This window comes from Actinomadura sp. NPDC000600, assembly GCF_040492135.1.
Lineage (GTDB): Bacteria > Actinomycetota > Actinomycetes > Streptosporangiales > Streptosporangiaceae > Spirillospora.
On the sequence record NZ_JBEUPD010000051.1, the window covers coordinates 28730 to 55605 of the forward strand.

A 26876-nucleotide genomic window follows, 5' to 3' on the forward strand; every position below is an offset into this window, starting at 1 on the left:
CACCAAGTATGGGCAAAATAGCAACGTTTTGTGGGTGATTGCTGTACTCGCGCCGTTGGCGGATGCTGCCAAACCGCAGGTCGACGACGTGCCGCAGCGGGTCCCTCACGCTCGGCACAGGGAGGCCGAATCCCTTTCTGGTGGAGCGTTCCGAGCGAATACGCCTCATTTCCAATGGGGAAAGCGCTTAATGATCTTTGCTTCGCGTGGACCACCCCGGGGGACGCGTCCGGGGTCGGCCGACGCGGACGGTGGCGCGGGGCCAAGATCGATGGCACCGTAGGGGCGCCGCGTTCGTCTGGAGGTCCGGTGTTGCGCTCCCCGTCGCCCTCGCAAGCGTCGTCGTTCTCCCGAGCATCGTCCCCGCTCCGTCCGCCCGCACCGCCGGCGCGCAAGAGGCGGCGCACGGCCGTCACCGCCGCCCTGGCCGCGCTGACGGTCGCCGCGTCCCTCACCACCCCGGCCGCCGCGGGCGCCGCGCCGGTTCCGCGGCCCGCGCCCGGACATCCCGCGCCGCCGGCCAAGCAGGCGGTCGCGACCGGGTTCGGCGGCGCGGTCTCCACCGTCGACCCCGACGCCAGCCGGACGGCCCTGGAGGTCCTCAGGCGCGGCGGCAACGCGATGGACGCGGCGGTCGCGTCCGCCGCCACGCTCGGGGTCACCGAGCCGTACGTGTCGGCCATCGGCGGCGGCGGCTACATCACCTACTACGACGCGAGGACGCGCCGCGTCCACACGCTCGACGGCCGCGAGTTCGCGCCGCGGCGGATGCGGCCGGACTCGTTCGTCGACCCGGCGACCGGCAAGCCGCTGCCGTTCGACCAGGCCGTCACCAGCGGGCTGAGCGTCGGCGTGCCGGGCACCCTCGCCCAGTGGGACCTCGCGCTGCGCCGCTTCGGCACCCGCGACCTCGGCGCCCTGCTGCGTCCGGCGATCAGGGTGGCGGACCGGGGGTTCGTCGTCGACCAGGAGTTCCACGACCAGACCGCGGTGAACGAGGCGCGCTTCCGCGACATCGTCCCGACCCGCGAGCTGTTCCTGCCCGGCGGGAAGGTGCCCGAGGTCGGCTCGGTGTTCCGCAACCCCGACCTCGCCGACACCTACCGCCAGCTGGCGAGGCGCGGCACGGACTGGTTCTACGGGGGCGGGCTCGGCCAGGAGATCGTCCGGACGGTCGCCAAGCCGCCGGTGGACCCGAAGGCCGAGCGCAACGTCCGCCCCGGCCTGATGGAGCGCGGCGACCTCGCCGAGTACCGGGCGGTGCCGCGCAAGCCCACCCACGTCTCCTACCGGGGCACGGACGTGTACGGCATGCCGCCGTCGTCGTCCGGCGGATCCACGGTCGGGGAGGCGCTCAACATCCTCGGCAACTTCCGGCTCGACCCGCGCGACCCGGTCACGGCCCTGCACTACTACCTGGAGGCGTCCAAGCTCGCCTACGCCGACCGCGGCCGCTACGTCGGCGACGCCGACAAGGTGGACGTGCCGCTGGACGAGCTGCTCTCCTCCGGGTTCGCCCGCGAGCGCGCCTGCCAGATCAAGCCGGACCAGGCGGCCCCCGCGCCGGTCGCCCCCGGCTCGCCCGACGGGCGCTACGACCCGTGCGTCCCGGCGGGCACCCAGACGAGGGCGCTGGCGTTCGAGGGCCCGCAGACCACCCACCTCGTCGTCGCCGACAAGTGGGGGGACGTCGTCTCCTACACGCTGTCGATCGAGCAGTTCGGCGGCAGCGGCATCACCGTCCCGGGACGCGGGTTCCTGCTGAACAACGAGCTGACCGACTTCTCCTTCCAGCCGCCGGCGCCCGGCCAGGCGCCCGACCCGAACCTGCCCGGCCCGCACAAGCGGCCGCGCAGCAGCATGGCGCCGACCGTCGTGCTGAAGGACGGGCGCCCGATGCTCGCGGTCGGCACGCCCGGCGGCTCGACGATCATCACCACCGTGCTGCAGATCCTGATGAACCGCGTCGACCTCGGCATGGACCTGCCGACCGCGCTCGCCGCGCCGCGCGCGACGCAGCGCAACACCCCGCAGGTCTTCGCCGAGCAGGCGTTCATCGACCGGTACGGCCGCGACCTCGCGGCCCGCGGCCACCGGCTGGAGCTGTTCCCCGGCCCGCCGCGGGGCGTGATCGGCGCCGCGACCGGGCTGGAGTTCCTGCGGCCCGGCCTCGTCCAGGCGGTCGCCGAGCCGACCCGGCGCGGCGGCGGCAGCGCGCTCGTCGTCCGTCCGGCCCGTTGACACTTGCCTACCCGGGTGCGTGCCCGGGCGGTGAACGGGAAGGAGTCGTGCCATGGCGCACTCATACGTGCAGGTGACGACCGCGACCGACTCCCGCGCCGAGGCCGCCGAGCTGGCCCGGTCGGCGGTCGCCGAGCGGCTCGCGGCCTGCGCGCAGCTGGTGGGCCCGATCGCCAGCACCTACTGGTGGGAGGGCGAGATCGAGGCGGCGGAGGAGTGGCTGGTGCTCTTCAAGACCTCCGCCGACCGGTTCGACGAGCTGGCCACCCTGATCACCGAGGGGCACTCCTACGACACCCCGGAGATCATCGCGACGCCGGTGGTGGCGGGCAGCATGGACTACCTCGCCTGGGTCACCGAGCAGACCGAGCCGGGGGAGCGGGACGAGGCGATCGCGGAGGACGACCAGGATTGATCGTGTGACCGCCGTCATGGCAGGGTAAGCCTTCAATTACGCGATACGGGCGAAATGTCCGATCGCGGCGGCGGAAGGCGGTCGAGGTGCACGAGATCAACGGGGTGCCCGAGGCTGGCGGCGGAGTCCACGAGCTCGGCGCGGGCCACGGGGCCGGCGAGGACCACGGGCTGTTCGGGCCGGGCTCGGTGACGTGGCACGTCATGGGCGAGCCCGTGCTGATCGTCGGCGGGATCCGGGCGCTGCTGCTCCAGGCGCTCCACCCGCGCACGATGTGGGGGACCGCGCAGAACTCCGAGCTCATGGACCCCTCCGCGGCCTGGGCGCGGCTCGTCCGGACGGTCGAGTTCGTCCGCGTCCGCACCTACGGGACGCACGAGGAGGTCGAGCGGGTGGGCCGCCGCGTCCGCCGGCTGCACTCCAAGCTGACCGGTCTCGACATGCGCACCGGCGAGGCCTTCCCGGTGGACGACCCCGAGAACCTGCTGTGGGTCCACATGGGGGAGGTCGACTCCTACCTGGACGTGGCGCGCCGCGCCGGGGTGCCGCTGACCGCCCGCGACGCCGACGCGTTCGTCGACGAGCAGCGCCGCGCCGCCGCGGTCGTCGGCCTCGACCCGGCGGACGTGCCGGCCACCGTCGCGGAGATGCGCGACTACTACGAGGAGATGCGGCGGCGGATCTGGGCGTGCCGGGAGGCGCGCGAGGGGCTCCGCCGCATGTTCAGCCCGGCCGTGCCGCGGCCGCTGCTGCCGCTGAAGCTCGCGGCGCCGGGCCTCGGGGTGCTGGTGGTGTCGACGCTGCCGCGCTGGGCCCGCCGCATGTACGGGCTGCCCGGGCTGCCGACGTCGGACCTGGCCGCGACGGTGACGCTGAAGGGGCTCTACCGCACCACGCAGGTCGTCCCGGAGCGGTTCCGGTACTCGCCGGACGCCCGGCGGGCCAAGCGGCTCACGCGCGAGCAGGAGACGGGCCTGCCCACCTGGTCGATCGCCTCCTGAGCCTCACCCCGTCGGGGGAGCGTCCGGCACCGCGTCGCGGTCGCGGGCGCCGTGGCGGGGGAGGAGCAGCGCGGGCAGGATCAGCAGCGCGGTGAGGATGAGGGCGACCCAGAACGTGTGCGCGAACGCGGCCGCCAGCTTGGGCGCGAGCTGCTCGCGGACCCGCTCGGGGAGCCGCCCCATGGCGCCCGCGGCGCCGCCCCCGCCGCCCGCCTGCGGGATCCGGTCGCTGATCTGGCGGGACAGGACGACGGCGAGCAGCGCCGTGCCCACCGACCCGCCGAGCTGGATGATGATGTTCAGCGTGCTGCTCGCCCGCGGCACCACCGCCCGGCCCAGCGTCGTGAGCGCCGCCGACATCGTGGGCATCATCGTGCAGCCGAGCCCGAGGCCCCGCACGTAGAGGGCGCCGCCGAGCAGCCAGTAGGAGGTGTCCGCGCTCACCATCGCGAACGGGACGGTGCCGAGGACCAGCACGACGATGCCGAACGGGACGATCCGCCCGGCGCCGAGCTTGTCGGTCACCACGCCGGCGAGCGGCATCGCGGTCGCTGCGCCGAGGCCCTGCGGGGCGAGCAGCAGGCCCGCCGCGAACGCGCCCTCCCCGCGGGCGGTCTGGTAGTACAGCGGGATCAGCAGCATCGAGCCCATCAGCGCGATCCCGACGAGGAACACCGCGACGGCCGCGGTCGCGAACGTCCGGTCGGCGAACAGCCGCACGTCGATCAGCGCGCGTTCGCGCCGGCGCAGGCTGTGCAGCGCGAACAGCCCGACCAGGGCCGCGCCGCAGGCCAGCCAGGCGATCGTGGCCGGCCGCCCGAAGCCGCCGCCGCTGCTCGCCGTGGACAGGCCGTAGATGAGCAGGACGAACCCGGGCGGCAGCAGGGCCAGGCCGCGCAGGTCGAGCCCGGGCGCCGTGTGCGCCCCGTGGTCGTGCGGCACCTTCCACCAGGCGAGCGCGAGGGCGAGCGCGCCGACGGGCAGGTTGACGAAGAAGATCCAGCGCCAGTCGACGTCCTGGACCAGCCAGCCGCCGAGCACGGGGCCGAGCACGGGCCCGAGCAGCATCGGGACGCCGACGATGCTCATGACGCGGCCCATCCGGCGCGGCCCGGCCGCCATCGTCAGGATGGCCATGCCGGTCGGCATGAGCATGCCGCCGCCGAGCCCCTGCACGACCCGGAAGACGATCAGCGATCCGATGTCCCAGGCCGCGCCCGACAGCACCGACCCGAGGACGAAGAGCACGATGGAGGTCATCCACACGCGGCGCCCGCCGAACCGGTCGACGGCCCAGCCGGTGAGCGGGATGACGGTGCCCATCGCCAGCATGTAGCCGGTGATCACCCACTGGATCGTCGACAGGCCGGTGGAGAAGTCGCGCCCGAGCGTCTCCAGCGCGACGTTGACGATCGTGGTGTCGAGGATCGCCATGAGGGTCCCCGACACGATGACCAGGCCGAGGACGATCGTCGGCCGGTCGAGGCGTTCGCCGCCCGCGGCGCCTCCCGGCGGCGCCACCCCCGTGGAAGGGCTCTCGGCCATGGTCGGCCTCCTCGCGTCGGGTTCCGGTTGCCCCGTTTCCGTCGGTCTGGGCGCGAAACGCCCCGAGGTCCGTCAGTCGTCGGCCGCCGCTCCCGGCGGGTCGCTCAGCCGCGGCGCATGAGCCGCCCGACGGCCGCCATCAGCTCGGTCGACATCGCGTCGCCCTTGCCCTCCTCGGCGCCCTCGGCCACGCAGTGCCGGACGTGCCCGTCCAGCAGGCCGAGCGCCACCTTGTCCAGCGCCGCCTGGACGGCGCTGATCTGCGTGAGGATGTCGATGCAGTAGCGGTCCTCCTCGACCATCCGGTCGATGCCGCGCACCTGGCCCTCGATCCGGGCCAGCCGCGTCTGCAACTGGTCCTTGGTGGCGGTGTACCCGCGGGTGGGGGTCTCGCTGGTCGCCATCTCCGTCCTCGCAATCCTTCCGGGGGCGCACGCCCGGGTACCCCTGGGGGACATCCCCCAACAGGTACCTTATGCGCTGGACGTCGCGCTCACGGTGCAGGCACGTTCCACGCGCTGATGACCGGCCGGTCGTGCTCGGTGCCCAGCGCCGAGACGGTCCCGGTGTCGAGGGCGAACAGCCGCCCCAGCGCGGGCTCCAGTCCGAGCCACCGCGCCGTCAGCACCCGCAGGACGTGCCCGTGCGCGACCAGCGCGACGTCGCCGTCCGCGAGCAGCGGCCGCGTCCGCGCGAGGACGGCGTCCGCCCGCGCGCCGACCTGCCCCACCGTCTCACCCGGATGGCCGGCGTCGCCCGGAACCACGCCGTCGTCCCACAGGTACCAGCCGGGGCGCTCCTTGCGGATCTCCTGGGAGCTGACGCCCTCGTAGCCGCCGTAGTCCCACTCCCACAGGTCGGGGTCTGCATCGTCCGCCGGCAGGCCCGCGAGCTCGGCCGTCCGCCGTGCCCGCTCCGCGGGGCTGACCAGCGTGCGCGTGATGGTCCGCCCGGCCAGCGCGCCGCGCAGCGCGCCGGCCTGCTTCTCGCCCAGCGCGGTCAGCGGCACGTCCGTCCGCCCGGTGTGCCGCCGCGCCCGGCTCCACTCGGTCTCCCCGTGCCGCACCAGGATCAGTTCGCCCATGACCGCCTGTCTACCCGGCGCTTGCCATTCGAAGAACCCCCGGAACGGGTGAGAGGGCGGGTGAGTCCGTCAGGCGAGGACCTCGGCGAGGGGCGTGTGGGGGAGGCCGTGGGCCTCGGCGACGTGGTCGTAGACGAGCGCGCCGGCGTGGGTGTTGAGGCCGAGGGCCAGGGCGGCGTCGGCGCGCAGGGCCTCGCGCCAGCCCTTGTCGGCGATCTGGACGGCGTAGGGGAGCGTCACGCCGGTCAGGGCGTAGGTGGAGGTGTTGGGGACGGAGCCGGGCATGTTCGCGACGCAGTAGAACGTCGATCCGTGCACCTTGTAGGTGGGGTCGGCGTGCGTGGTGGGCCGGGAGTCCTCGAAGCAGCCGCCCTGGTCGATCGCGATGTCCACCAGCACCGAACCGGCCTTCATGCCGGCCACCAGCTCGTTGGAGATCAGCTTGGGCGCGCGGGCGCCGGGGATGAGGACGGCGCCGACCACCAGGTCGGCGGCGCGGGCCTCCTGCTCGATCGTGTAGGCGCTGGACACGAGGGTGCGGAGGCGGCCCTGGTAGACGGCGTCGATCTCGCGCAGCCGGTCCACGTCGACGTCCAGGACGGTGACGTCCGCGCCCATGCCGACGGCGATCTGCGCGGCGTTGAGGCCGGACACGCCGCCGCCGATGACGACGACCTTGGCGGGCGCGACGCCGGGCACGCCGCCGGGCAGGACTCCGCGGCCCCCGTTGGACGCCATCAGGTTGTAGGCGCCGACCTGCGGGGCGAGCCGTCCGGCGACCTCGGACATGGGGGCGAGCAGCGGCAGCGAGCCGTTCGGGAGCTGCACGGTCTCGTACGCGATCGCGGTGGAGCCGGCCGCCAGGAGCGCGTCGGTGCACTCCCGCGAGGCGGCCAGGTGCAGGTAGGTGAACAGGACCTGCCCCTCGCGCATCCGGTGGTACTCGGGCGCGATCGGCTCCTTCACCTTGAGGACCAGCTCGCCCTCGGCCCAGACCTCGTCCGGGCCGTCGAGGATCTTGGCGCCGGCGGCCGCGAAGTCGTCGTCGGGGATCGCCGAGCCGGTCCCCGCGCCCCGCTCCACGAACACCTCGTGGCCGCGCCGCGTGAGCTCGTGCACGCCCGCGGGGGTGATCGCCACCCGGTACTCGTGGTTCTTGATCTCTCGTGGGATACCGATCTTCACCGGGGGGCTCCTCCGTCAACGCTGACCAGGACGTACGCCTCCAGCGTGCGGCGCGGAGCCGACCCCGGGCTATGCACAGCCTGTCAAGGCATCGACCCTTTCGACGACATGGTGTAAAGAGCGGTCCGCGGAGGCCGAGGAGCGCGGCCGTTGGAGCGCTCCGAACTAGGCCGGGGCCGGGGGGAGCCACTCGTCGGCGATCGCGACCGTCAGCTGCTCCAGCAGCGGGCCCGCGCGGCGCACGCGGCGCTCGTCGTCGGGCTCGATGTCGGCCAGCGCGTACGCCGCCTGGATCCGGGCCTTGCGGAGCTGCTCGCCGGTGAGGCTCCGGCGGCCGGCCACCGCGACGACCGGCGCGCCCGCGCGGGCGGCGGCGCGGGCGACGTGGACCGGCGCGCCGCCGCGCAGCGACCGGGCGTCGAGCACGCCCTCCCCGGTGACGACCAGCCGGGCGCCGCGGGCCTTCTCGGCGAATCCCAGCAGGTCGAGCATCAGGGCCGGACCGGGCTCGATCGTCGCGCCGAGGAAGGTGAGGGCGGCGAACCCGACGCCGCCCGCCGTCCCGGCGCCGGGCAGGTCGCGGGCCGCCCTGCGGGCCGCCGCCTCGGCCAGGTCGGCCCAGCGGCGCAGGCCCAGGTCCAGCAGGCGCACCTCGTCGCGGTTCGCGCCGCGGCGCGGCCCGTCCACGGCGGCGGCGCCGGTGCGGCCGAGCAGCGGCCCGGCGGGCTCGCCCGCCACGACCACCTCGACGCCCGACATGTCGAGCAGGCCGCGCAGGTCGAGGGCGTGCAGCGAGCGCAGCGCCGCCCCGCCGGGCGGCAGGTCCCTGCCGAGCGCGTCCAGCAGGCGCCCGCCGAGGCCCTGGACGAGGCCCGCGCCGCCGTCGGTGCAGGCGCCGCCGCCGAGGCCGAGGACGATCCGCCGCGCGCCGAGCCGCACGGCGTGCGCGAGCAGCTGCCCCGTCCCGAGGCTGGAGGCGGTGAGCGGGCGCGGCCTGCCGCCGGGCAGCCGCCGCAGCCCGGACGCCTCCGCCAGCTCGACCACCGCGCTGTCGCCGTTCAGCGCCAGCCGCGCCGTCACCGGCCGGCCGGTCGGCCCGCACACCTCGACCTCGACCCGCCGCCATCCGGCCGCCACCGCGGCCTCGACGGTGCCGTCGCCGCCGTCGGCCACGGGCAGCTCCACGAGCGCGACGCCGGGCCGCGCGCGGCGCAGCCCGGCGGCGAGATGCCGGGCCGCCCGCGCCGCGGTCAGCGCTCCCGGGAACCTGTCAGGCGCCAGCAGGACGTGACCTGGCGGGGACGGGTGGGAGGGAGAGTCCGCGGACACCACAGCCACGCCTTTCACGCCGGGGGGTAAAGCCCTACCTTCTGCTTACGCCATGACGGCACTATTTGACACCCGCAACCGCCCCTGAGACTTCCAAACGGGCGAGTTCTGTCGCGGAGCGGTCACCGTGCGTCCGGTGTTTCCCCGGCCGGGGCGGATCGTGCGCGGACGATCCGGCGGGATCAGGTGACGCCGAGCCACTCCTCGATCGGATGGATGGCGAAGAAGACCACGAAAAGGGCGGCCACGATCCAGAGCGCGGGGGAGACCTCGCGGGCCTTCCCGCGGGTGACCTTGATGACCGCGTAGCCGACGATGCCCATGCCGAGGCCGGTGGTGATCGAGAACGTGAAGGGCATCAGCACGATGGTGAGGAACGCCGGGATCGTGATCTCCAGGTCGTTCCAGTCGACCTTGGAGACCTGCGTCATCATCAGCGCGCCGACGACCACCAGGGCGGGCGCCGCGGCCTGCGCCGGGACGGTCGCCGCCAGCGGGGTGAGGAACAGCGTCACCGCGAACAGCGCGCCCGTGGCGATGTTGGCCAGGCCCGTGCGCGCGCCCTCGCCGACGCCCGCGGCCGACTCGACGAACACGGTGTTCGCGGACGAGCTGGTGAGGCCGCCGAACGCGGCGGACAAGCCGTCCACCGACAGGATCCGGCCGAGGCGCGGCACCTCGCCCTTCTCGCTCACCAGGCCCGCCTCGTCGCTGATGCCGAGGATCGTGCCCATCGCGTCGAAGAACCCGGACAGCACCAGCGTGAAGAGCACGACCAGCGCGGTGATGACCCCGGCCCGGCCGAACCCGCCGAACAGGGAGATCTCGCCGAACAGCCCGAAGTCGGGGGCGGCGAACAGCTTGTCGGGCATGTCCGGGGTGACCACGCCCCAGCCGCCCTGCTTGACGGTGGCGTTCTCCTGGATGAGCACGGCCCCGACGGTCCCGGCGATGATGCTGATCAGGATGGCGCCGGGCACCCGCCGCACGTACAGCACGATCATCAGCAGCAGGGTCGCCGCGAACACCAGCGTCGGCCAGGTCTCCAGGCGGCCGCCGGTGCCGAGGGACAGCGGCGGGCTGGTGGCGCTGGAGGTGACGAACCCGGCGTCGTAGAGGCCAACCAGCGCGATGAACGCGCCGATCCCGACCGCGATCGCGTGCTTGAGCGCCAGCGGGATCGCGTTCATGATCCGCTCGCGGATGCCGGTGACCGCCAGCAGCACGATGACCGCGCCCTCGATCACCACGAGGCCCATCGCCTGCGGCCAGGTCATCACCGGGGCCGCCTGGAACGCCACGACCGCGTTGATGCCGAGGCCCGCGGCGAGCGCCAGCGGGGCGTTGCCGACCAGCCCCATGATCACGGTGGTGACCGCGGCGGACAGCGCCGTCATCGTGGTCAGCTGCGGGATCGACAGGGTCGCCCCGGTGACGTCCTTCGCCCCGCCGAGGATGAGCGGGTTCAGCAGGATGATGTAGGCCATCGCGAAGAACGTGGTGACGCCGCCGCGCAGCTCGCGCGGGACGGTGGTGCCGCGCGCGGTGAGGTCGAACAGCCGCTCCAGCGGCCCGCGCCCGCCCGCCGGCGGTGAATCGTCGGTCGGTCCGGCTTTGGTCTTGGACATGACGGGCGCTCCGCTTTCAGCAGCATTGTCTTCGGAAACGGCGAGCACAGGGTAGCCCTACCGGGCGGGGGTGTGGCCACCGGCTCCCCCCGGGAAGGAGGTGTCGGGACGTGATTCCCGCCCTCCGCAGCGTGACGGGGGCGATGCGTCCCCTATAGCCTGCCCTGGTGCGAATGCGAGACTCCGCCGGGGCGACGGCCCTGGACTCCTACGCGTGGCTGCTCGCGTCCGTCCCCGAGCGGACGCGGTCGTCATTCCGCGCGCGGATGCTCGGCCCGCTGGAGGAGTACGACAGCACCAGGCAGGCCGATCTCGTGCACACGCTGGAGGTCTTCCTGTCCTGCTCGGGGTCCTGGAGCCGCACCGCGGCGCGATTGCACGTCCATGTGAACACGCTTCGGTACCGAATCCGGCGAATCGAGGACCTGACCGGACGGGATCTCGGCAGACTTGAGGACCGAGTCGACTTCTTCCTCGCCCTGCGCGCGGCGAGCACCTTGTAGGCGGTGGTCACACGATGGATCGGGAGACACTGGGGCAGCGCATCCGCGCCCTGCGGATCCGGCAGGGCGTGAGCCAGGCGCAGCTCGCCTTCCCCGAGCTGTCCGACAGCTACATCTCGCTGATCGAGAGCGACAAGCGGGTGCCGGCCCCGAGCGTCGTCGAGCTGCTGGCGGCGAAGCTGAACTGCTCGGCGACCTACCTCGTCAGCGGCGTCAGCGAGGACGTCGTGGACGAGCTGCGCGTCACCCTCGACTACGCCGAGATCGCGCTCAGCAACGGCGCGGCGGCGGAGGCGCGGGCCCGCTACGCCGAGGTGCTCGGCAGCGCCGACGCGGTCGCGCTGCCCGAGATGCTGCACCAGGCGCGCTGGGGCCACGCCCTCGCGCTGGAGGCCGCCGGCGAGCTGGAGGCCGCGATCGCCGAGCTGAAGGCGCTGACCGAGCAGGCCTCGGCCGAGGCCGACCTCGACCACTGGGCGAAGGTGCACGTCGCGCTGAGCCGCTGCCTGCGCGAGCGCGGCGACATCAGCGCGGGCGTGGAGGCCGCCGAGACCGCGCTGCGGCACCTGATCGCCACCGGCGCCGACTCCACCGACGCCGCCGTGGACCTCGGCGCGGCGCTGCTGTCGGCGTTCATCGAGCGGGGCGACCTCGTCCGGGCCCGCCAGCTCGCCGCCCAGCTCGTCGAGCGGGCCGAGCGCATCGGCAGCCCCCGTGCCCGGATGGTCGCCTACTGGGAGGCCGCCTACGTCGCGGAGATCCGCGGCGAGTACGACGAGGGCGTCGCGCTCGCCGAGCGGGCGCTCATGCTGGCCGGCGACGGCGAGGACCCCCGCAACCTCAACCGGCTCCGCGTGATCTACGCCGGACTGCTGCTGCGGGCCAAGCCCGACCAGGCCGCCCGCGCCCGCGAGCTGCTCGCCCGGGTGCGCGAGGAGATCAGCGCCAGCTCGTCCGGCGAGATCGACGTCGCCTGGTGCCTGACCGAGCTGGCCCGCGCCGAGACCGCGCTCGGCCGCCCCGCCGAGGCGGTGGCCCTCGCCGAGGAGGCCCTCGACCTGCTCGGTGACGCCCCGCGCCGCGCCACCGCGGGGGCGCTGACCGTGCTCGGCGAGGCGTCGGTGCGGCTCGGCCGGCACGACCGCGCGGTCGAGGTGCTGACCCGGGCCGCGACCTGCCTGGAGGAGATGGAGTCCTCCCGGGAGGCCGCGCAGGCGTGGTTCGACCTCGCCGAGGTGCTGGCCGGGACGGGGACGTCCGACGAGCCCCGCATGGCCGCCTACCGCCGCGCCCTGACCTGCGTCGGGGTGTAACCGAACCGTCCAGGGCGCCGCCGCGTCAATGAATAATGCTGCGGTTGGCCTGAGATGGGGGAGTTGCTCGTGTTCGGTGTTGTACGTCCGTGCCGTCATGTGCTGTGCGGGTCGCTGTTCAAGGACTGGATGGCCCACCTGTGCGGGCTGTGCCTGACGCTGCGGGCCGAGCACGGCCAGGCCGCGCGGCTCGTCACCAACTACGACGGGCTGCTCGTCTCGGTGCTGGTGGAGGCGCAGTCCCCGGAGCTGTCGCCGCGCCGCAAGGCGGGGCCGTGCGCGCTGCGGGGGATGAAGACCGCCGAGGTCGTCACCGCGCGGGCGCAGGGCGCGCAACTCGCCGCGGCCGCGTCCCTCCTGCTCGCCGCGGGCAAGACCCGCGACCACGTGGCCGACGGCGACGGGCCCTACGCGCGGCGGCTCGTCGCCGCCGCGGCCGGGCGGATGGCCGACAGGTGGGACGCCGCAGGCGGGCGCACGGGCGCCGCCGTCGGGTTCGACCCGGCGGTGCTGCGCGACGCCGTCGCCCGGCAGCCGGTCCTGGAGGCGGCGCCCGGCCTCGGGCTGCTCGACCTGACCGAGCCCACCGAGACCGCCGTCGCCGCCGTGTTCGCGCACACGGCCGTCCTCGCGGGCAAGGAGGCCAACGCCGAGACGCTCGCCGAGGCGGGCCGCTTCTTCGGGCGCCTGGCGCACCTGATCGACGCCGTCGAGGACCTCGCCGCCGACGAGGAGGCGGGCGCGTACAACCCGCTCCTCGCCACCGGCACCACCCCCGAGGAGGCCCGCCGGCACGCCGACGACGCGCTGCACGGCCTGCGGCTCGCGCTCGCCGACCTGGAGCTGGAGCGGCCGCGTCTCGTCCGGGCCCTGCTGGACCGCGAGGCGGGCCGCTCGGTCGAGCGCGCCTTCGCCGCCCCCGTCGACCTGTCGAAGGGGCCGCGCCCCCCGCGGCCCGGGCTGCCGATCCCGTGCTTCACCGGGGCGCTGGTCTGCGCGACCTGCGGGATCTTCCAGCCCGAGTGGAGCGAGCACCACGGCGAATCGTTCTGCGACCGCTGCTGGTGCAGCCGGCACGCCGACGGCTGCGACTGCTCCGGCTGCGACTGCTCCGGCTGCTGCGACTGCTGTGACTGCGACTGCTGCGATTGCGACTGCTGCGACTGCGGGTAACCGATCGGTGCCGTTCTCCCCGATCGCGCCATCGCGCGACCCGGGACGTGCCATGGTGGCGGGCTCAGTAGGGTAGACGGAGCCCTTCGACTCACTAGAGAACCCGGCCATCCATGAACATGTTCACGTCCCGCCGCCCCCTGCGCCGCCTCGGCCTGATCGCCGCCGCCGCCCTCGCCTTCGGCGCCCTCAGCGCGCCGCCCGCGCTGGCGCACACGAAGCTGGTCGGCAGCACGCCCGAGAAGGGCAAGGCGGCGGACTCGGTCACCGAGGTCACGCTGGTCTTCAGCGACAAGATCAGCGTGGCGAAGGTCGTCGTCAGCGACGGGCAGAAGAAGGAGTTCCAGGCGGGCGCGGCCGAGCGCGCCGGGACCAAGGTCACGCAGAAGCTGACCGGCCCGCTGCCCGCCGGCTCCTACACGGTCGCCTACCGGGTCGTGGGCGAGGACGGGCACCCGATCGAGGGCGACGACCTGGCGTTCAGCGTCACCGGCGGCGGCGGGGCGGCCGCCTCGCCCGGGCCGTCGGCGGGCGGGGTCGGCGCCGAGGAGCAGACGGGCCCGGCCGCCAACACCGACGAGCAGCCGCTCAAGATCGACCAGGAGCAGGCCGCCGAGAAGGACTCCGGCTCCGGGATGCTCCTGTGGGTGCTGATCATCGCGGGCCTGCTCGTGGGCGTCGGCATCGGGGTGCTCATCGTGTTCCGCGCCAAGCGCAAGCACCAGGCGGCAACCGGCGGTGAGTAAGGGCAGCCTGGCCGTCTGGCGGGCGGGGGCGGCCGCCCTGGCCGCGTCCGCCGTCCTGCTGGTGGCCGGGCTCGTCCTCGGCGGCTCGGTCACCGAGAAGGTCATCCCCGGCCTCGGCGACGCGGGCGCGCTCACCCGGTGGGGGCTGCCGGTCTCCCGGATGGCGATGGACCTGCTGTCCGCGCTGACCGTCGGCGCCCTGCTGGCCGCGGCCGCGTTCCTGCCCGTCGAGGGCGGCCGCGCCGCGCCGCGGCTGTCGAAGGACGCCCTCGGCTACCTGGGCGCCGCCTCCTGGATCGCCGCCGCCTGGGCCGCCGCCGCGGCGGCCACGCTGGTGTTCACCGTCGCGGACGTGCTGGGCCAGCCGGTCGGCGACGTCCTCACCGGCAGCGAGCTGAGCAGTTACGTCGGCTCGCTGCCGCAGGGCACCGCCCTCATGATCGTGGTGCTCCTCGCGGTCGTGGTCGCGCTGCTGGCGCGCACCACCACCACGCCCGCCGCCGCGTTCGGGCTGCTCGCCATGGCCGGGATCGCGCTGCTGCCCGCGCCGCTCACCGGGCACTCGGCCTCGGCCGCCAACCACTCCACCGCGACGACGGGCGTCGCCCTGCACGTCGCCGCGGTCGCCCCGTGGGTCGGCGGGCTCGCGATCGCCTGCGTCCACGCGCTGCTGCGCCGCGACCGGCTGGCGCTGGTCACCGACCGGTTCAGCCGGATGGCCCTGTGGTGCTACGTCATCGTCGGCGCCAGCGGCCTGGTGAACGTGATCGCCCGGCTGCCCGACCCGCGGGAGATGGTCGAGACCGACTACGGGCGGCTCGCGCTCGGCAAGATCATCGCGTTCTGCCTGCTCGGCTGGTTCGGCTGGTGGCACCGGACGCGGACGCTGCCCGCGGTGGCCGGCGGCAGGCCGGGGGCGTTCGCCCGGTTCGCCTCCGTCGAGGCGGCCGTGATGGCCGCCACCATGGGCCTCGCCGTCGCGCTGGCCCGGACCGCGCCGCCCCCGCCGGCCGAGCCGGAGTCCGCGGTCAAGTCGCTGCTCGGCTACGACATGCCGCCGCAGGTCACCCCGCTGCGGCTGCTGACGCTCGGCCAGTTCGACCTGTTCTTCGCCGCCCTCGTCGCCGTGCTCGGCGCTCTCTACCTCGCCGCCGTGGTCCGGCTGCGGCGGCGCGGCGACTCCTGGCCCCTCGGCCGCACCGCCTCCTGGCTCATCGGGCTCGTGACGATCCTCGCCGTCACCCAGACCGGCATCGCCCGGTACGCGCCGATCCTGTTCAGCGTCCACATGGCGCAGCACATGGTGCTCAACATGCTGACGCCGATCTTCCTGGTCATCGGCGCACCGGTGACGCTGGCGCTGCGGGCGCTCAAGCCCGCCCGGCTGCGCGGCGACCGCGGGCCGCGCGAGTGGCTGACCGCCGTGCTGCACAGCCGGTACCTCGCGGTCGTCGCCCATCCCGCGGTCGCGACGCTCGTCTTCGTGGTGAGCACGTTCGCGCTGTACTTCACGCCGCTGTTCGAGGCCGCGATGCGCAACCATCTCGGCCACATCGCGATGATGGTCCACTTCCTGGCCAGCGGCTCCCTGTTCTTCTGGGTGCTGCTCGGCGTCGACCCGGCGCCGCGGAAGCTGCCCTACCCCGCCCGCCTCCTGCTGCTGTTCGTCACGATGCCGTTCCACGCCTTCTTCGGCATCGCCCTGATGAACATGAGCCAGGCGCTCGCCCGCGGCTGGTACACCTCCGTCGATCCGCCGTGGGGCACCACGATCCTGCACGACCAGCACACCGGCGGCGCCATCGCGTGGGGCTTCGGCGAGGTCCCGACGTTCCTCGTCCTGATCGTGCTGGCGTTCCAGTGGTACGTCCACGACCAGCGGCAGGCGCGGCGCATGGACCGCAAGGCCGACCGGGCGGCGAAGGCCGGCGGGCGGCCCGAGGACGACGAGCTCGCCGCCTACAACGCCCGCCTCGCGAAGCTCGCCGAGCGCGACCGCGCCGCCGGGCCGCAGGGCGCCGCCGAGCAGCAGGGCGCCGCGGAGCAACAGGACCGGGCGTGAGCGTGCGCTCCCCCGTGCGGGGGAGGGGCCCGACCGCCCGTTCTGCGAGGATCGAGCCGTGCTCCGTGTGCTCCGCCCGCTGATCGAGCCGGTGACCTGGCGGCGCTGGTCCCACCTCGTCGTGGGCGGCGCGCTGCTGATGCCGTACTGGTTCCTCGCGATCAGCCTGATCCCGCTGCTGCCGATGGGCAACGGCCTGTTCAAGGCCGTGCTGATGCTGGTCTTCATGCCGGCCGCGGCGACGTTCGTCACCGGGCTCGTGCCGACGGTGCGGCTGCTGGAGAGCTCCCTCGCCAAGGAACTCCTCAGGGGCCCGGCCGCGGCGCTCGTGCCCGGCTCGGCGGTCTCCTGGGAGAGCCGCGCCCGGGCCGCCGCGTGGTTCACCCTGCACCTCGGCACGGGAGTGGTGGTCAGCGGGCTGAGCCTGGCCCTTCCGCCGGCCGCCGTCGTGATGGTCCTCGCGCCGGCGGTGAGCTGGGACACCCGGTTCCTGGAGTCCTGGGGATGGCAGAGCGCCTGGCACCAGTGGCCCGCGCCGCCGATCGGGGTGGCGTCGCTGGCCCTGCTGCTGGCGCTGATCGTCGGGGCGGGCGCGCTGCTGGCCCGGCTGGCGCCGGTGTTCCTCGGGCCGTCCGCCGCCGAGCGGCTGGCGGACATGCGGGCCGAGGCCGTCAAGCTCGCCGAGCGCAACCGGCTGGCCAGGGAGCTGCACGACTCGGTGGGGCACGCGCTCAGCGTGGTGACCCTCCAGGCCGGCGCGGCCGGGCGGGTGCTCGACAGCGACCCGGGGTTCGCGCGCGAGGCGCTCGCCGCGATCGAGGAGTCGGCCCGGGCCGCGCTGGAGGACCTCGACCACGTCCTCGGCCTGCTGCGCGACGACCGGTCCCGCCCGGCCCCGCAGGCCACGCTGAAGGACCTCGGCCGGCTGCTGGAGCAGACGCGGATCGCGGGCGTGGCGCTGGACGCGGAGGTGGACCCGGAGGTGGAGCACGTCCCGGCCGCGGTGTCGCGGGAGGCGTACCGGATCGTCCAGGAGGGCCTGACGAACGCGCTCCGGCACGCGGGGAAGGTACCGGTGCGGCTCCGGCTCGGCACCGACGGAGAACGGCTGGAGGTCGAGATGACCAATCCGCTCGGCGCGACCCGAGGCGAGGGCGCGGGCCACGGCGGCGGCCGCGGCCTCGGCGGCGTCCGCGAGCGCGTCACCGTGCTGCGCGGCGAGATGTGCGCGGGGGCCGACGGCGACCGCTGGCGCCTGCGCGTCTCCCTGCCGCTAAGGTCCGGGGCATGACGATCAAGGTTCTGCTGGTCGACGACGAGCGGCTGATCCGGGCGGGGCTGGCCGCCATCATCGACGCCGAGGACGATCTCGCCGTCGTCGGCGAGGCCTCCGACGGGTCGGAGGTGCCGGGCGAGGTGCGCCGGCTGCGCCCGGACGTCGTCCTGATGGACGTGCGGATGCCCCGGCTCGACGGCATCCAGGCGACCCGGCACCTCCTGGCCACCGTGCCGGAGCCCCCGCGGATCATCGTCGTCACCACGTTCGAGAACGACGAGTACGTCTACGACGCGCTGAAGGCCGGCGCCAACGGCTTCCTGCTCAAGCGGACGCGCCCGGAGGAGATCCTGCAGGCGATCCGGATGGTCGCGCACGGCGACAGCCTGCTGTTCCCGGCGGCGATCCGGGAGCTGGCCGGGCGGCACGGGCCGTCCGGCGCCGGGGGCGCGGACTGGCACGGCCGGCTGACCGGCCGGGAGGGGGACGTGCTGCGGCTGATGGCCAAGGGCTACTCGAACGCGGAGATCGCCGAGGAGCTCTTCGTGAGCCCGCAGACGGTGAAGACGCACGTCGGGAACATCCTCGCGAAGACGCAGGCCCGCGACCGGACGCAGGCGGTGATCTTCGCCTACGAGACGGGCTTCATCACGCCCGGGTGAGGTGGCAGGGTGACCGCATGAGGGACTTCCGCTTCGGGTTCAACGTCTTCGACATCGTCTCCCGGGAGGACTTCGCCGAGCGGTGCCGCCGCGGCGAGCGGTACGGCTACGACGTCGCGCTCGTGCCCGACCACCTCGGCGCCCCGGCCCCGTTCCCGACCATGGTGGCCGCCGCGGACGCGACCGAGCGGCTGCGCGTCGGCCCGCTCGTGCTGAACGCGGGGTTCTGGAACGCGCACCTGCTCGCCCGGGAGGTCGCCACCGCCGACCGGCTCACCGGGGGGCGGGTGGAGCTCGGGCTCGGCGCCGGGCACATGAAGTGGGAGTTCGACGCGGCCGGGATCCCGTGGGAGCCGTTCGGCGCCCGCGCGGAGCGGATGACCGGGCTGATCGAGGAGCTGGGCCGGCTGTTCGGCGGGGGCGACTACGCGCGGCACCGGCCGGTGGCCGAGTTCTTCGGGCTGGCGGAACTGGCGCCCGTGCAGCGCACCGGGTTCGGCGGGTCGGGCCCGCCGCTGCTGGTCGGCGGCACCGGCGACACGATCCTGCGGGCGGCCGCCCGGCACGCCGACATCGTCGGGATCGCGGGCGCGTACCAGATGAAGGGCGAACCGCCCGGGACGTTCCGGTTCGGCACCGCCGAGGAGGCGGAGGAGCGGGTCCGCTTCGCCCGCCGGCACGCCGGGGACCGGGCGGCGCGGATCGAGTGGAACGTGCTCGTCCAGCATGTGCAGGTGACCCCCGACCGGCGGGCCGAGGCCGAGCGGATGCGCGCCGAGCGCGTCCCGTACATGACGGTCGAGCAGATCCTCGACACCCCGTTCGTCCTGCTCGGGACGGAGGCGCAGATCGCCGAGCAGCTCCGGGAGCGGCGCGAGCGGTACGGGTTCTCCTACATCACGGTGCACTCGCCCTTCATGGACGTCCTCGGCCCGGTGATCGAGCGGGTCTGAGCCCCTCGGCGGCCGGACGGGCGCCGGGCGGTCCTCGGCCCGCAATTCGAACAGGGCTTACGCCTCATTTACCTACAGGTAGCTACAAAAGAGACAGAAAGGAATAAGAGCGACGATCGGGGGATCATGGACGCCGTTACCCTGGCCGGGCTGCGCAAGCCGAGGCCCTATCCGGCGGTGTCGGTGCTGATGCCGACGCACCGCTCCGCCCGGGAAGGCCGGGAGGACCGCATCCGGCTGCGCAACCTGCTGGGGGAGGTCCGGCGCCGGCTCCACGACGACCCCAAGGTGGCGCCCGACGCCGCCGACCATGTCGTCCGGGGGCTGGAGCGCGCCGCGGGCGAGGTCGATCCGCGGCACGCGTCCGACGGGCTGGTGCTCTTCGCCGCCCCGCGCGGCGAGCACCACGCGTTCACGATCGGCCAGCCCGTGGACGAGCGGGTGGTCGTCGACACCGGGTTCGCCACCCGCGACCTCGTCGCCGACTACACCCGCACGCCGCGCTACTGGCTGCTGTCCCTGTCGGACCACTGCACGCGGCTCTGGAGCGGGCTCGGCACGGAGCTGGTCGAGCACGCGCGCGGCGGGTTCCCCGTCGAGCCGGAGCCGATCGACGAGGCGAGCGCCGGGCGGCTGGCCCGCCGGGCCGCCCAGGGCGGTGACGGCGAGCGCCGGCGGCAGGCCATGCGGGACGTGGTGTCCGCGCTCGAACGCGTCCTCGCGCGGGACCGGCGCCCGCTGATCGTCGCCGGCGTCACCCGGCACCAGGCGCTCTTCGACGAGGTCGCCGGGCCGCACGTCACCGTGGCGGGCCGCGTCGACGGCAGCTTCGAGGGCGTCGCGCCGAGCGCGCTCGCCGAGGCGGCCCGGCCCGCGCTCGCCGCCTACGAGGACCTCCGCGAGGTCGGCGTGCTGTCGGAGCTGGAGGCGGCGCGCAGCATCCAGCGGTACGCGGGCGGGCTCTGCGAGGTGACGGAGCTGGTCGAGGAGGGGCGCGGCGAGCACCTGGTCGTCGAGCGCGGCTACTACGCGCCCGCCGTGCGCAGCGGGGGCGAGCTGATCCCGGTGGACGGCATGCCCGGCGTGCTCAAGGGCGCGGACGTGGTCGACGACGCCGTCGACCACGTCATCGAGACGGTGCTGGAGTACGGGGGCGAGGTCACCTTCGTCTCGGACGGCTTCCTGATCGACCACGACCGGATCGCGCTGGTGACGCGCTACTGAGCCGGGCCCGCGCAGGACGGGTCGTGCCAGCCCACCCAGCCCAGCGACCAGAACCGTCCGGCGTGCGGCCGCCAGCCCGCCGGGTGCGCGGGCCAGGACGCCTCCGGCGCCGTCCCGTCCGGGAGGGGCACGACGACCGTGCACACGCCCGGCGCGGGCGGCCGTCCGGCGCGGACGTCGAAGGTGCCGAGGCGCGTCCACCACACGGGGTACATCAGGGCGGTCCTGACGGCCCAGTTGAGCGACGCGTCCGTGACGACCCCGCCGGACGCCGGACCGGCGAGCGGGGGCTCGGCCGGCACGCGGCGCGCGTGCGGTCCCATGACGAACGCCAGCGCCGCGAGGTTCACGCCGGCGAGGGCGACGGCCGTCAAGGCCGTCCTGTTCAGCCTGGACGCCACGAGCAGACCGCAGAGCAGGGCGAGCGCGGCGAGCGTCGCCTCGCGCAGGTGCAGCGCGCCCCGGTCGGCGGTCAGGAACGTGACCTCGGGGAAGTCGAACCCGATGAAGACGTGGGTGCGGAGCCGCTCGCCTGCGTAGGCGGCGACCCAGAGCCCGGATCCGCCCAGCAGCAGCGCGCACGCCGCCGCCAGTCCGACCGCCCTGCCGGTGGCGAGGCGCAGGAGGGCGGCGGCCCCGGCGAGCGCGTAGACCAGCGCCACGCACGCCAGGTAGCGGCCGTAGGCGAAGTTGCCCACCCGGTGTTCGTCCGGCAGCGCGGCCGAGGAGGCGTAGGCGATGCCGCAGGTCGCGGCGAGCAGCACGCCCGCCATGATCCTGTCCGCCGCGGGCGCGCGCCGCCGCGCGAGGACCGCCGCGACGGCCACCAGCCCGGCCCCGGCCAGCCCCCAGGTGGACACGATCAGGTACCAGAGCTGCCCGGCCGCCCCCGACAGCGCCCACTCCTGCCCGGGGACCGTGGTCAGCCGCGACGTCAGGATCCCGGCGAGGTCCCGCGTGCCGCGCGGATACAGCTCGGCGCGGATGTGCGCGTTCAGCGCCGCGCCCGCCGCGTACCCGGCGACCGTGACCGCGCCCCCGGCGAGCACGGCGCGGACCCTCCGGCGTCCGGGCAGGGCCATGACCAGCAGGGCGGCGCAGTGGACGGCGAGGAGGACCGACCCGCGGGTGTGCACCGCCGCCGTGCAGGACGCGACCAGGCTCGCGAGGGCGGCGTCGAGGGCGCGGCCGCCGCGGACGAAGCGGTCCAGGGCCAGCAGCCACGCCAGGACGAGCGTCGGCAGGACGGCGTCCGCGAGCGCGAAGGCGCCGAAGAACGTCGTCGCGGGCAGCAGCGCCGCCGCGAACGCGAGCGGCAGGGCGGACCGGCGGGCGAGCCCGAACCGGCGCGCCGCCGCGTACCCGAGCGGGAACAGCAGCGCGCCCAGCACCGCGTTGATCGCCATGACGGTCGTGTAGACCGTCGCCGGCTCGTGGGAGAACCAGAAGGCGGGGGCGAGGACGACGGGGTACCCGCCCTGGTAGAAGGTGTTGCCGGACAGGTCGCCGCCCGGCCCGCCGGCCAGCAGCCGGGCGGCGAGCAGGTAGCCGGTCTCGTCCGGGTTCGCGGCCGGGCCGGTCCGCGCCCAGGCGAACCAGAGGCGGACGGCCGCCTGGGCGAGCACGCCGGCCGTGAGGAGCCAGGGCAGCGCGCGCGGGAACCGCCGGGTGCGGTCCGGCGGGGCGGTCGGCGCCTCGGCGGCCGGCCGGGAACCCTGGCGGCGGGGCGGGAGCAGGGCGAGCGTCATGCGCCCCACGGTTCCGGCGGGCTGTCATGATCGTGTGCCGGTGATGTCCGGATCTCGTGACACGAGCGGCCAGATGATCGAGAGCGGCCGATAATGTGCGGGTGGCGAGCATTCTGTTCATCGAGGATGATCCGTCCGCCCGGGCGGCGCTGGAGCTGGCGCTGACCCGCCAGGGGCACGGGGTGACGTCCCGGGCCACCGGCGAGGACGGGCTGGAGGCGCTGCGGGCGCGGCGTCCCGAGATCGCGATCCTGGACGTGATGCTGCCCGGCATCGACGGGATCGAGGTGTGCCGCCGCATCCGCCGGGAGGACCCGCTGCCGGTCATCCTGCTGACCGCGCGGGGCGACGACCTCGACGTCGTCCTCGGCCTGGAGGCGGGCGCCGACGACTACGTGGTGAAGCCCGTCGAGCCCCGCGTCCTGGACGCCCGTATCCGCGCGGTCCTGCGCCGCGCCGACCAGACCCGCATGGACCGGTCCGTCTACGGCGACCTCGTCATCGACCGGACCTCGCTGAAGGTCACCAAGGACGGCGCCGACCTGCGCCTCACCCCGACCGAGCTGCGCCTCCTGCTGGAGCTGACGCGGCGGCCCGGCCAGGCCCTCACCCGCCAGCACCTGCTGGCCGAGGTGTGGGAGCACACCTACCCGGGCGACTCGCGGCTCGTGGACGCCTGCGTGCAGCGCGTCCGCGCCAAGATCGAGGACGAGCCGGCCGAGCCGCGGCTGATCGAGACGGTCCGGGGCTTCGGCTACCGGTTCACGGCGCCGTGAGGCGCCTCCGGTTCGGGCTGCGGATGCGGCTCGCGGCCGCGTTCACCGCGGTCGCGCTGCTGGCGTCCGTGCTCGCCTCCGGCATCTCCTACGTGCTCCTGCGGCGGGTGATGCTGCAGCGCGCCCAGGACGCGGTGCTCAACGACGTCCGCACCGCCCTCGCCCAGCAGGTCCCGCCCAACCTGCCGCCCGACGCGGAACCCCTGGTCGCCGCGGCCCTGAAGGACGCGCTCGGCTCGGGCCCGGGACGCGAGGCGGTGGCGGTGCCGTTGCGCCTGGACGGCGGCGTCTCCCTTCCGCCCCCGGGCAGCCTGAACGTCGTCGTCACCCGCGAGTTCGCCCGGCGCGCGATGCGGGGGGTGGTGTTCCAGCGCGTCGTGAAGCACGACAGGGCGTTCGGCAGCGATCCCTACCTGCTCGTCGGCGCCCGCGTCACCGGTTACGAGACCACGGTGGACGAGCCGGCGCGGACCACGCCGCCGATGGTGTTCGTCACCGCGAGCCTGCGCCGGGAGGCCGCCGACCTGGGGCTGTTCACCCGCACCCTGCTGATCGCGGACGCCGCGGCGCTGGCGGCCGCGCTCGGCCTCGCGCTGCTGGCCACCGGGGGCGTGCTGCGCCCGGTGCGCCGCCTCGGCGCCGCCGCCCGCGCGCTCGGCGAGGGGAGGCTGGAAACCCGCGTGCGGGTGCGGGGCCGCGACGAGCTGGCCGACCTCGCCGTCACCTTCAACCGGACCGCGCAGGCGCTGGAGCGGACGGTGACGGAGCTGCGGGCGATGGAGGCCGCGTCCCGCCGGTTCGTCGCCGACGTCTCCCACGAGCTGCGCACGCCGCTGACCTCGATGATCGCCATGACGGGCGTGCTGGCCGAGGAGGCGGAGGAGGGCGGCGACGGGGCCGCGGTCCGGCTCGTCGCGGAGGAGACGCGGCGGCTCGTCCAGCTCGTCGAGCACCTGATCGAGATCAGCCGGTTCGACGCGGGCGCCGCCGCCCTCGTCCTGGACGACGTCAACGTCGCCGACGCGGTCGCGGCCACCCTGGACGCGCGCGGCTGGCGGGAGGAGGTGGCGGTGGAGGGCCCCGCGGACCTGTTCGTCCGGCTGGACCCGCGGCGGTTCGACGTCATCGTCGCCAACCTCGCCGGCAACGCCCTCAAGCACGGGCGCCCGCCGGTCTCGCTGCGCTTCGGACGGCCCGAGGACCCGGAGGCCGGCGGCGTCCGGGTCGTGGTCGCCGACCACGGCCCCGGGCTCCCCGACGACGTGGTCTCCGTGGTCTTCGACCGGTTCGTCAAGGCGGAGGCGGCGCGCTCGCGCAGCGAGGGCAGCGGACTCGGCCTGTCGATCGCGAAGGAGAACGCCCTGCTGCACGGGGGCACCCTGGAGGCGGCCAACGGGCCGGAGGGCGGCGCCGTGTTCACCCTGTGGCTGCCCGACGGAGAAGGAGGCGAGGGCCCATGAGGCGACGGCACCGGGTGCGGGCGCTCCTGGCGGCGGCGTCCTGCGCCGCCGTGGCCGGCTGCGGGATCCGGCCGACCGGGATCATCGCCGCGGGAGATCCGCCGATGGCGCAGGCGCACGCCGCCGCGATCACCGTCTACCTCGTGCGGGGCGGCGAGCCCGGGCGGGGCGGCAAGCTGGTCCCGGTGACGAGGCCCGGGCTGCCCGGCCAGGCGAACCTGGCCATCGAGCAGCTCACCGTGCCGCCGACCGAACGGGAGCGGCTGATGGGGCTGCGCACCGAGGTCCACGAACGGCTCGACGCGTACTCGGTCGACGACGTGTCCACCCCGGTGGGCCGTCGTGCCCAGCTGGTCGTCCGGCCGGCCGACCGGAAGACCGGGACGAGGAGGTGGTCGCGGACGGCCATGGCCCAGATCGCGTGCACCGGGCAGACCATCCAGGGCATCCAGAACGTCAACCTGTGGAGCACGTTGAGCTCGACCAGGAACGAATGGAGGGTCCTGACCTGCGAGGATTTCTCCGACATGCTCGGATGATCAGCCCCGCGTCAGCCACTGGGCGGTGATGTCGCCGAGCACGGACCGGACGGTCAGGATCGCGATGCCGAGGACCAGGACCGGCATCACCACCCATCGCTCCACCTTGCCGTCCGTCCGCGGGATGACAGGCAGTTCGACCCGCCACGGCAGCGGCCAGAAAACGGGACAGCCCCGCGGTGTCAGGCAGTCGCCGGCGACGTGGGCCAGGCAGCCGAGCGTCACCGCGAACCCGACGAAGCTCATGTCGATGTTGCGCATGAGCCAGACGGCGATCAGGGCCAGTGCGCAGTCGGCCAGCGCCGACTGCGGCTCCGCACCCTCGAAGTCGAGCCCGACGCCGCGCAGCCCGAGGCCCACGATCATGAACAGGCAGGCCCACCAGGCCCAGATGTAGTGGGTGGCGAGGGTGTCCATCGCCCAGCCGATGCCGACCGCGAACAGGATCGAGTGGGTGGCGTGCCGGTGCCCGCCCGACAGCTTCCCGATCCACTTGCACATGTGGTTCGTGATCGGCCCGAAGGTGTTGGCGATCCGGCCGTTGTGGTGGTCGATGTCCGGCAGGATCGCGGCGCCGGCGCACACCACGGCGCCCGCCATGACCTGCTCCGGCGACAGCGCCACCGCGTGCTCGCCGAGCAGCCGCTCCTGCCCGATGATCGGGACGGCGGCCAGCCACGCCAGCGCGCCGCTCAGGGCATGCGTCTTGCCCATCATGTGCCGTTCCCCCGCCTTCCAGCGCGTATCGCCGCCCGTCTCAGGGCGGGACTCTAATCCGCTCCTGATCGTTTTCGGCGAAGACGCGCCGAAGGGGGCGTCACGTCCCTTTGATGCGCGGAGGGACCCGCCGGTTCCGCCGTCAGACGGCGTTCCGCTCCCGCGCGGAGACGACCGCCTCGACGTTCTCCTCGGCCCATTCGGTAATGGCCCCGATGGGCTTTTGGAGTGAGTGGCCGAGCGGCGTGAGGGCGTACTCGACGCGCGGCGGCACCTCGGCGAAGACGGTCCGGGTGAGCAGGCCGTCGCGTTCCATGGCGCGGAGCGTCTGGGTGAGGACCTTCGGCGTGACGCCGCCGATCAGGTTGCGCAGCTCGGTGAACCGGCGGGGGCCGCCGCTCAGGCTGAGCACGACGAGGACCGACCACTTGTCGCCGATCCGGTCCAGGATCAGCCGGGTCGGGCAGTCGGGGTCGAACGCGTTGCCCTTCATAGTTTCCACAGGGTACCTATGGCACGTTGAAGTGACCAGTATCTGATAGATACCTTCGGCGGCGACGACGACGTTCGAGGAGGTCATCGATGAGGATTCTGCTGATCGGCGCGACCGGCATGGTCGGCCGGCGGATCGCCGCCGAGGCCCGCGGCCGCGGTCACGAGGTCACCGGTGTCACCCGCGGCGGGAACGAGGGGACGGCCCGGGCCGAGGCGGGCGACGCCGCCGCGATCGCCCGGCTGGCCGAGGGGCACGACGCCGTCGTGCTGAGCGTGCCGCCGCCCCGGGACGGTTCGGAGACCGAGGGGCCCCTGCTGGCCGTCACCCGCGGCGTCCTGGACGCCCTGCGGCGGGCCGGCGTCCGCCGCCTCGTCGTGGTCGGCGGCGCGGGAAGCCTGGAGGCCGCGCCCGGGGTGCGGCTGGTGGACACCCCCGAGTTCCCCGCCCTCTACAAGAGCGAGGCGCTCGCCGCGGCCGCGCAGCTCGGCGTCATCCGGACGGAGGCAGGCGACCTGGACTGGACGTTCATCTCGCCTGCCGCGGTCATCGCGCCCGGCGAGCGCACGGGCACGTTCCGGCTGGGCGGCGACCGGCTCCTCACCGACGCCGGCGGCGACAGCCGCATCAGCGCCGAGGACTACGCCGTCGCCCTGGTCGACGAGCTGGAGAAGGGCAACGCCGTCCAGCGCCGGATCACCGTGGCGTACTAGGCCGTGTTTAGGAAGTCTTGTCCCAGGTCGGCATGTCGTGTCTGGAGATGAGTGAGGTCTCCGGTAGATGGATCAACGACCAAGAAGACC

24 protein-coding genes and 1 pseudogene are annotated in these 26876 nt (G+C 74.3%); 16 read left to right on the plus strand and 9 right to left on the minus strand.

Going from position 1 to position 26876, the window contains the following annotated elements; all coding sequences use genetic code 11:
* Positions 1-309 precede the first annotated feature (309 nt).
* The 3 genes from ggt to ABWI07_RS40300 all read left to right on the plus strand — a co-directional run bounded on the left by ggt (position 310) and on the right by ABWI07_RS40300 (position 3657).
* On the plus strand, positions 310-2241 hold the full coding sequence (gene ggt / locus ABWI07_RS40290) for a gamma-glutamyltransferase (protein WP_353821745.1): 1932 nt from the start codon (positions 310-312) through the stop codon (positions 2239-2241).
* 52 nt (positions 2242-2293) lie between these two features.
* Positions 2294-2656, plus strand: coding sequence for a divalent-cation tolerance protein CutA (gene cutA, locus ABWI07_RS40295; protein WP_353821746.1), 363 nt, complete (start codon positions 2294-2296; stop codon positions 2654-2656).
* A gap of 86 nt (positions 2657-2742) precedes the next feature.
* Positions 2743-3657: an oxygenase MpaB family protein gene (locus tag ABWI07_RS40300; RefSeq protein WP_353821747.1), complete on the plus strand. Its 915-nt coding sequence runs from the start codon at positions 2743-2745 to the stop codon at positions 3655-3657.
* 3 nt (positions 3658-3660) lie between these two features.
* Here the strand turns inward: ABWI07_RS40300 and ABWI07_RS40305 are convergent, their stop codons facing one another.
* The 6 genes from ABWI07_RS40305 to ABWI07_RS40330 all read right to left on the minus strand — a co-directional run bounded on the left by ABWI07_RS40305 (position 3661) and on the right by ABWI07_RS40330 (position 10428).
* On the minus strand, positions 3661-5202 hold the full coding sequence (locus ABWI07_RS40305; RefSeq protein WP_353821748.1) for a DHA2 family efflux MFS transporter permease subunit: 1542 nt from the start codon (positions 5200-5202) through the stop codon (positions 3661-3663).
* A gap of 104 nt (positions 5203-5306) precedes the next feature.
* Entirely contained in the window at positions 5307-5606 is a 300-nt protein-coding gene (locus tag ABWI07_RS40310; RefSeq protein WP_117399389.1) for a metal-sensitive transcriptional regulator, read from the minus strand.
* A gap of 89 nt (positions 5607-5695) precedes the next feature.
* Positions 5696-6286, minus strand: coding sequence for a histidine phosphatase family protein (locus ABWI07_RS40315; protein WP_149257503.1), 591 nt, complete (start codon positions 6284-6286; stop codon positions 5696-5698).
* A 69-nt stretch (positions 6287-6355) separates the two neighbouring features.
* Entirely contained in the window at positions 6356-7471 is a 1116-nt protein-coding gene (gene ald / locus ABWI07_RS40320) for an alanine dehydrogenase (RefSeq protein WP_353821749.1), read from the minus strand.
* Positions 7472-7636: 165 nt separating this feature from the next.
* Positions 7637-8803, minus strand: coding sequence for a glycerate kinase (locus ABWI07_RS40325; RefSeq protein WP_502912897.1), 1167 nt, complete (start codon positions 8801-8803; stop codon positions 7637-7639).
* Positions 8804-8982: 179 nt separating this feature from the next.
* Complete coding sequence (locus ABWI07_RS40330) at positions 8983-10428, minus strand: NCS2 family permease (RefSeq protein ID WP_149257501.1); 1446 nt, start codon at positions 10426-10428, stop codon at positions 8983-8985.
* Positions 10429-10598: 170 nt separating this feature from the next.
* On the opposite strand from ABWI07_RS40330, the pseudogene ABWI07_RS40335 reads away from it, so the two are divergent.
* From ABWI07_RS40335 to ABWI07_RS40375, 9 genes and pseudogenes are all read left to right on the plus strand, one after another.
* A pseudogene (locus ABWI07_RS40335) lies at positions 10599-10931 on the plus strand (PucR family transcriptional regulator); the annotation flags it as partial.
* Between the two features lie 14 nt (positions 10932-10945).
* Positions 10946-12244 carry a helix-turn-helix domain-containing protein gene (locus ABWI07_RS40340; RefSeq protein ID WP_353821751.1) on the plus strand — a complete coding sequence of 433 codons (1299 nt, stop codon included), beginning with the start codon at positions 10946-10948 and terminating at the stop codon, positions 12242-12244.
* Positions 12245-12313: 69 nt separating this feature from the next.
* Positions 12314-13417, plus strand: coding sequence for a DUF5685 family protein (locus tag ABWI07_RS40345; protein ID WP_353821752.1), 1104 nt, complete (start codon positions 12314-12316; stop codon positions 13415-13417).
* A 113-nt stretch (positions 13418-13530) separates the two neighbouring features.
* Complete coding sequence (locus ABWI07_RS40350) at positions 13531-14163, plus strand: copper resistance CopC family protein (RefSeq protein WP_353821753.1); 633 nt, start codon at positions 13531-13533, stop codon at positions 14161-14163.
* Complete coding sequence (locus ABWI07_RS40355) at positions 14156-16225, plus strand: cytochrome c oxidase assembly protein (RefSeq protein ID WP_353821754.1); 2070 nt, start codon at positions 14156-14158, stop codon at positions 16223-16225. The genes ABWI07_RS40350 and ABWI07_RS40355 overlap by 8 nt, the downstream gene beginning before the upstream one ends.
* 58 nt (positions 16226-16283) lie before the next feature.
* A complete protein-coding gene (locus ABWI07_RS40360) occupies positions 16284-17516 on the plus strand; it encodes a sensor histidine kinase (protein ID WP_353821755.1) in 1233 nt (410 codons plus the stop codon).
* Positions 17513-18163, plus strand: coding sequence for a response regulator transcription factor (locus tag ABWI07_RS40365; RefSeq protein WP_149257496.1), 651 nt, complete (start codon positions 17513-17515; stop codon positions 18161-18163). Before ABWI07_RS40360 ends, ABWI07_RS40365 begins: the two co-directional genes overlap by 4 nt.
* A 17-nt stretch (positions 18164-18180) precedes the next feature.
* The gene (locus tag ABWI07_RS40370; protein ID WP_353821756.1) at positions 18181-19116 is read left to right on the plus strand and encodes a TIGR03621 family F420-dependent LLM class oxidoreductase; all 936 of its coding nucleotides are present in this window, start codon (positions 18181-18183) and stop codon (positions 19114-19116) included.
* Positions 19117-19242: 126 nt separating this feature from the next.
* Positions 19243-20340, plus strand: coding sequence for a baeRF3 domain-containing protein (locus ABWI07_RS40375; protein ID WP_353821757.1), 1098 nt, complete (start codon positions 19243-19245; stop codon positions 20338-20340).
* On the opposite strand, the gene ABWI07_RS40380 is transcribed toward ABWI07_RS40375, so the two are convergent.
* Complete coding sequence (locus tag ABWI07_RS40380; RefSeq protein WP_353821758.1) at positions 20334-22088, minus strand: hypothetical protein; 1755 nt, start codon at positions 22086-22088, stop codon at positions 20334-20336. The genes ABWI07_RS40375 and ABWI07_RS40380 overlap by 7 nt on opposite strands.
* A gap of 101 nt (positions 22089-22189) precedes the next feature.
* Here ABWI07_RS40380 and ABWI07_RS40385 point away from each other — a divergent pair, with 101 nt between their 5' ends.
* The 3 genes from ABWI07_RS40385 to ABWI07_RS40395 are packed head-to-tail and all read left to right on the plus strand — an operon-like array spanning position 22190 to position 24863.
* Positions 22190-22864, plus strand: coding sequence for a response regulator (locus ABWI07_RS40385; RefSeq protein ID WP_160160848.1), 675 nt, complete (start codon positions 22190-22192; stop codon positions 22862-22864).
* Positions 22861-24324 (plus strand): ATP-binding protein, encoded by a 1464-nt coding sequence (locus ABWI07_RS40390; RefSeq protein WP_235036565.1) that lies wholly within the window; start codon positions 22861-22863, stop codon positions 24322-24324. The genes ABWI07_RS40385 and ABWI07_RS40390 overlap by 4 nt, the downstream gene beginning before the upstream one ends.
* Positions 24321-24863 carry a hypothetical protein gene (locus ABWI07_RS40395; RefSeq protein WP_149257491.1) on the plus strand — a complete coding sequence of 181 codons (543 nt, stop codon included), beginning with the start codon at positions 24321-24323 and terminating at the stop codon, positions 24861-24863. The genes ABWI07_RS40390 and ABWI07_RS40395 overlap by 4 nt, the downstream gene beginning before the upstream one ends.
* On the opposite strand, the gene ABWI07_RS40400 is transcribed toward ABWI07_RS40395, so the two are convergent.
* Together ABWI07_RS40400 and ABWI07_RS40405 are read right to left on the minus strand one after the other, a co-directional pair.
* Positions 24864-25580: a metal-dependent hydrolase gene (locus ABWI07_RS40400; protein ID WP_353821759.1), complete on the minus strand. Its 717-nt coding sequence runs from the start codon at positions 25578-25580 to the stop codon at positions 24864-24866.
* Between the two features lie 142 nt (positions 25581-25722).
* A complete protein-coding gene (locus tag ABWI07_RS40405) occupies positions 25723-26073 on the minus strand; it encodes a winged helix-turn-helix transcriptional regulator (protein WP_235036564.1) in 351 nt (116 codons plus the stop codon).
* A gap of 89 nt (positions 26074-26162) precedes the next feature.
* Here ABWI07_RS40405 and ABWI07_RS40410 point away from each other — a divergent pair, with 89 nt between their 5' ends.
* On the plus strand, positions 26163-26786 hold the full coding sequence (locus ABWI07_RS40410) for an NAD(P)-dependent oxidoreductase (protein ID WP_149257489.1): 624 nt from the start codon (positions 26163-26165) through the stop codon (positions 26784-26786).
* Positions 26787-26876: the final 90 nt, after the last annotated feature.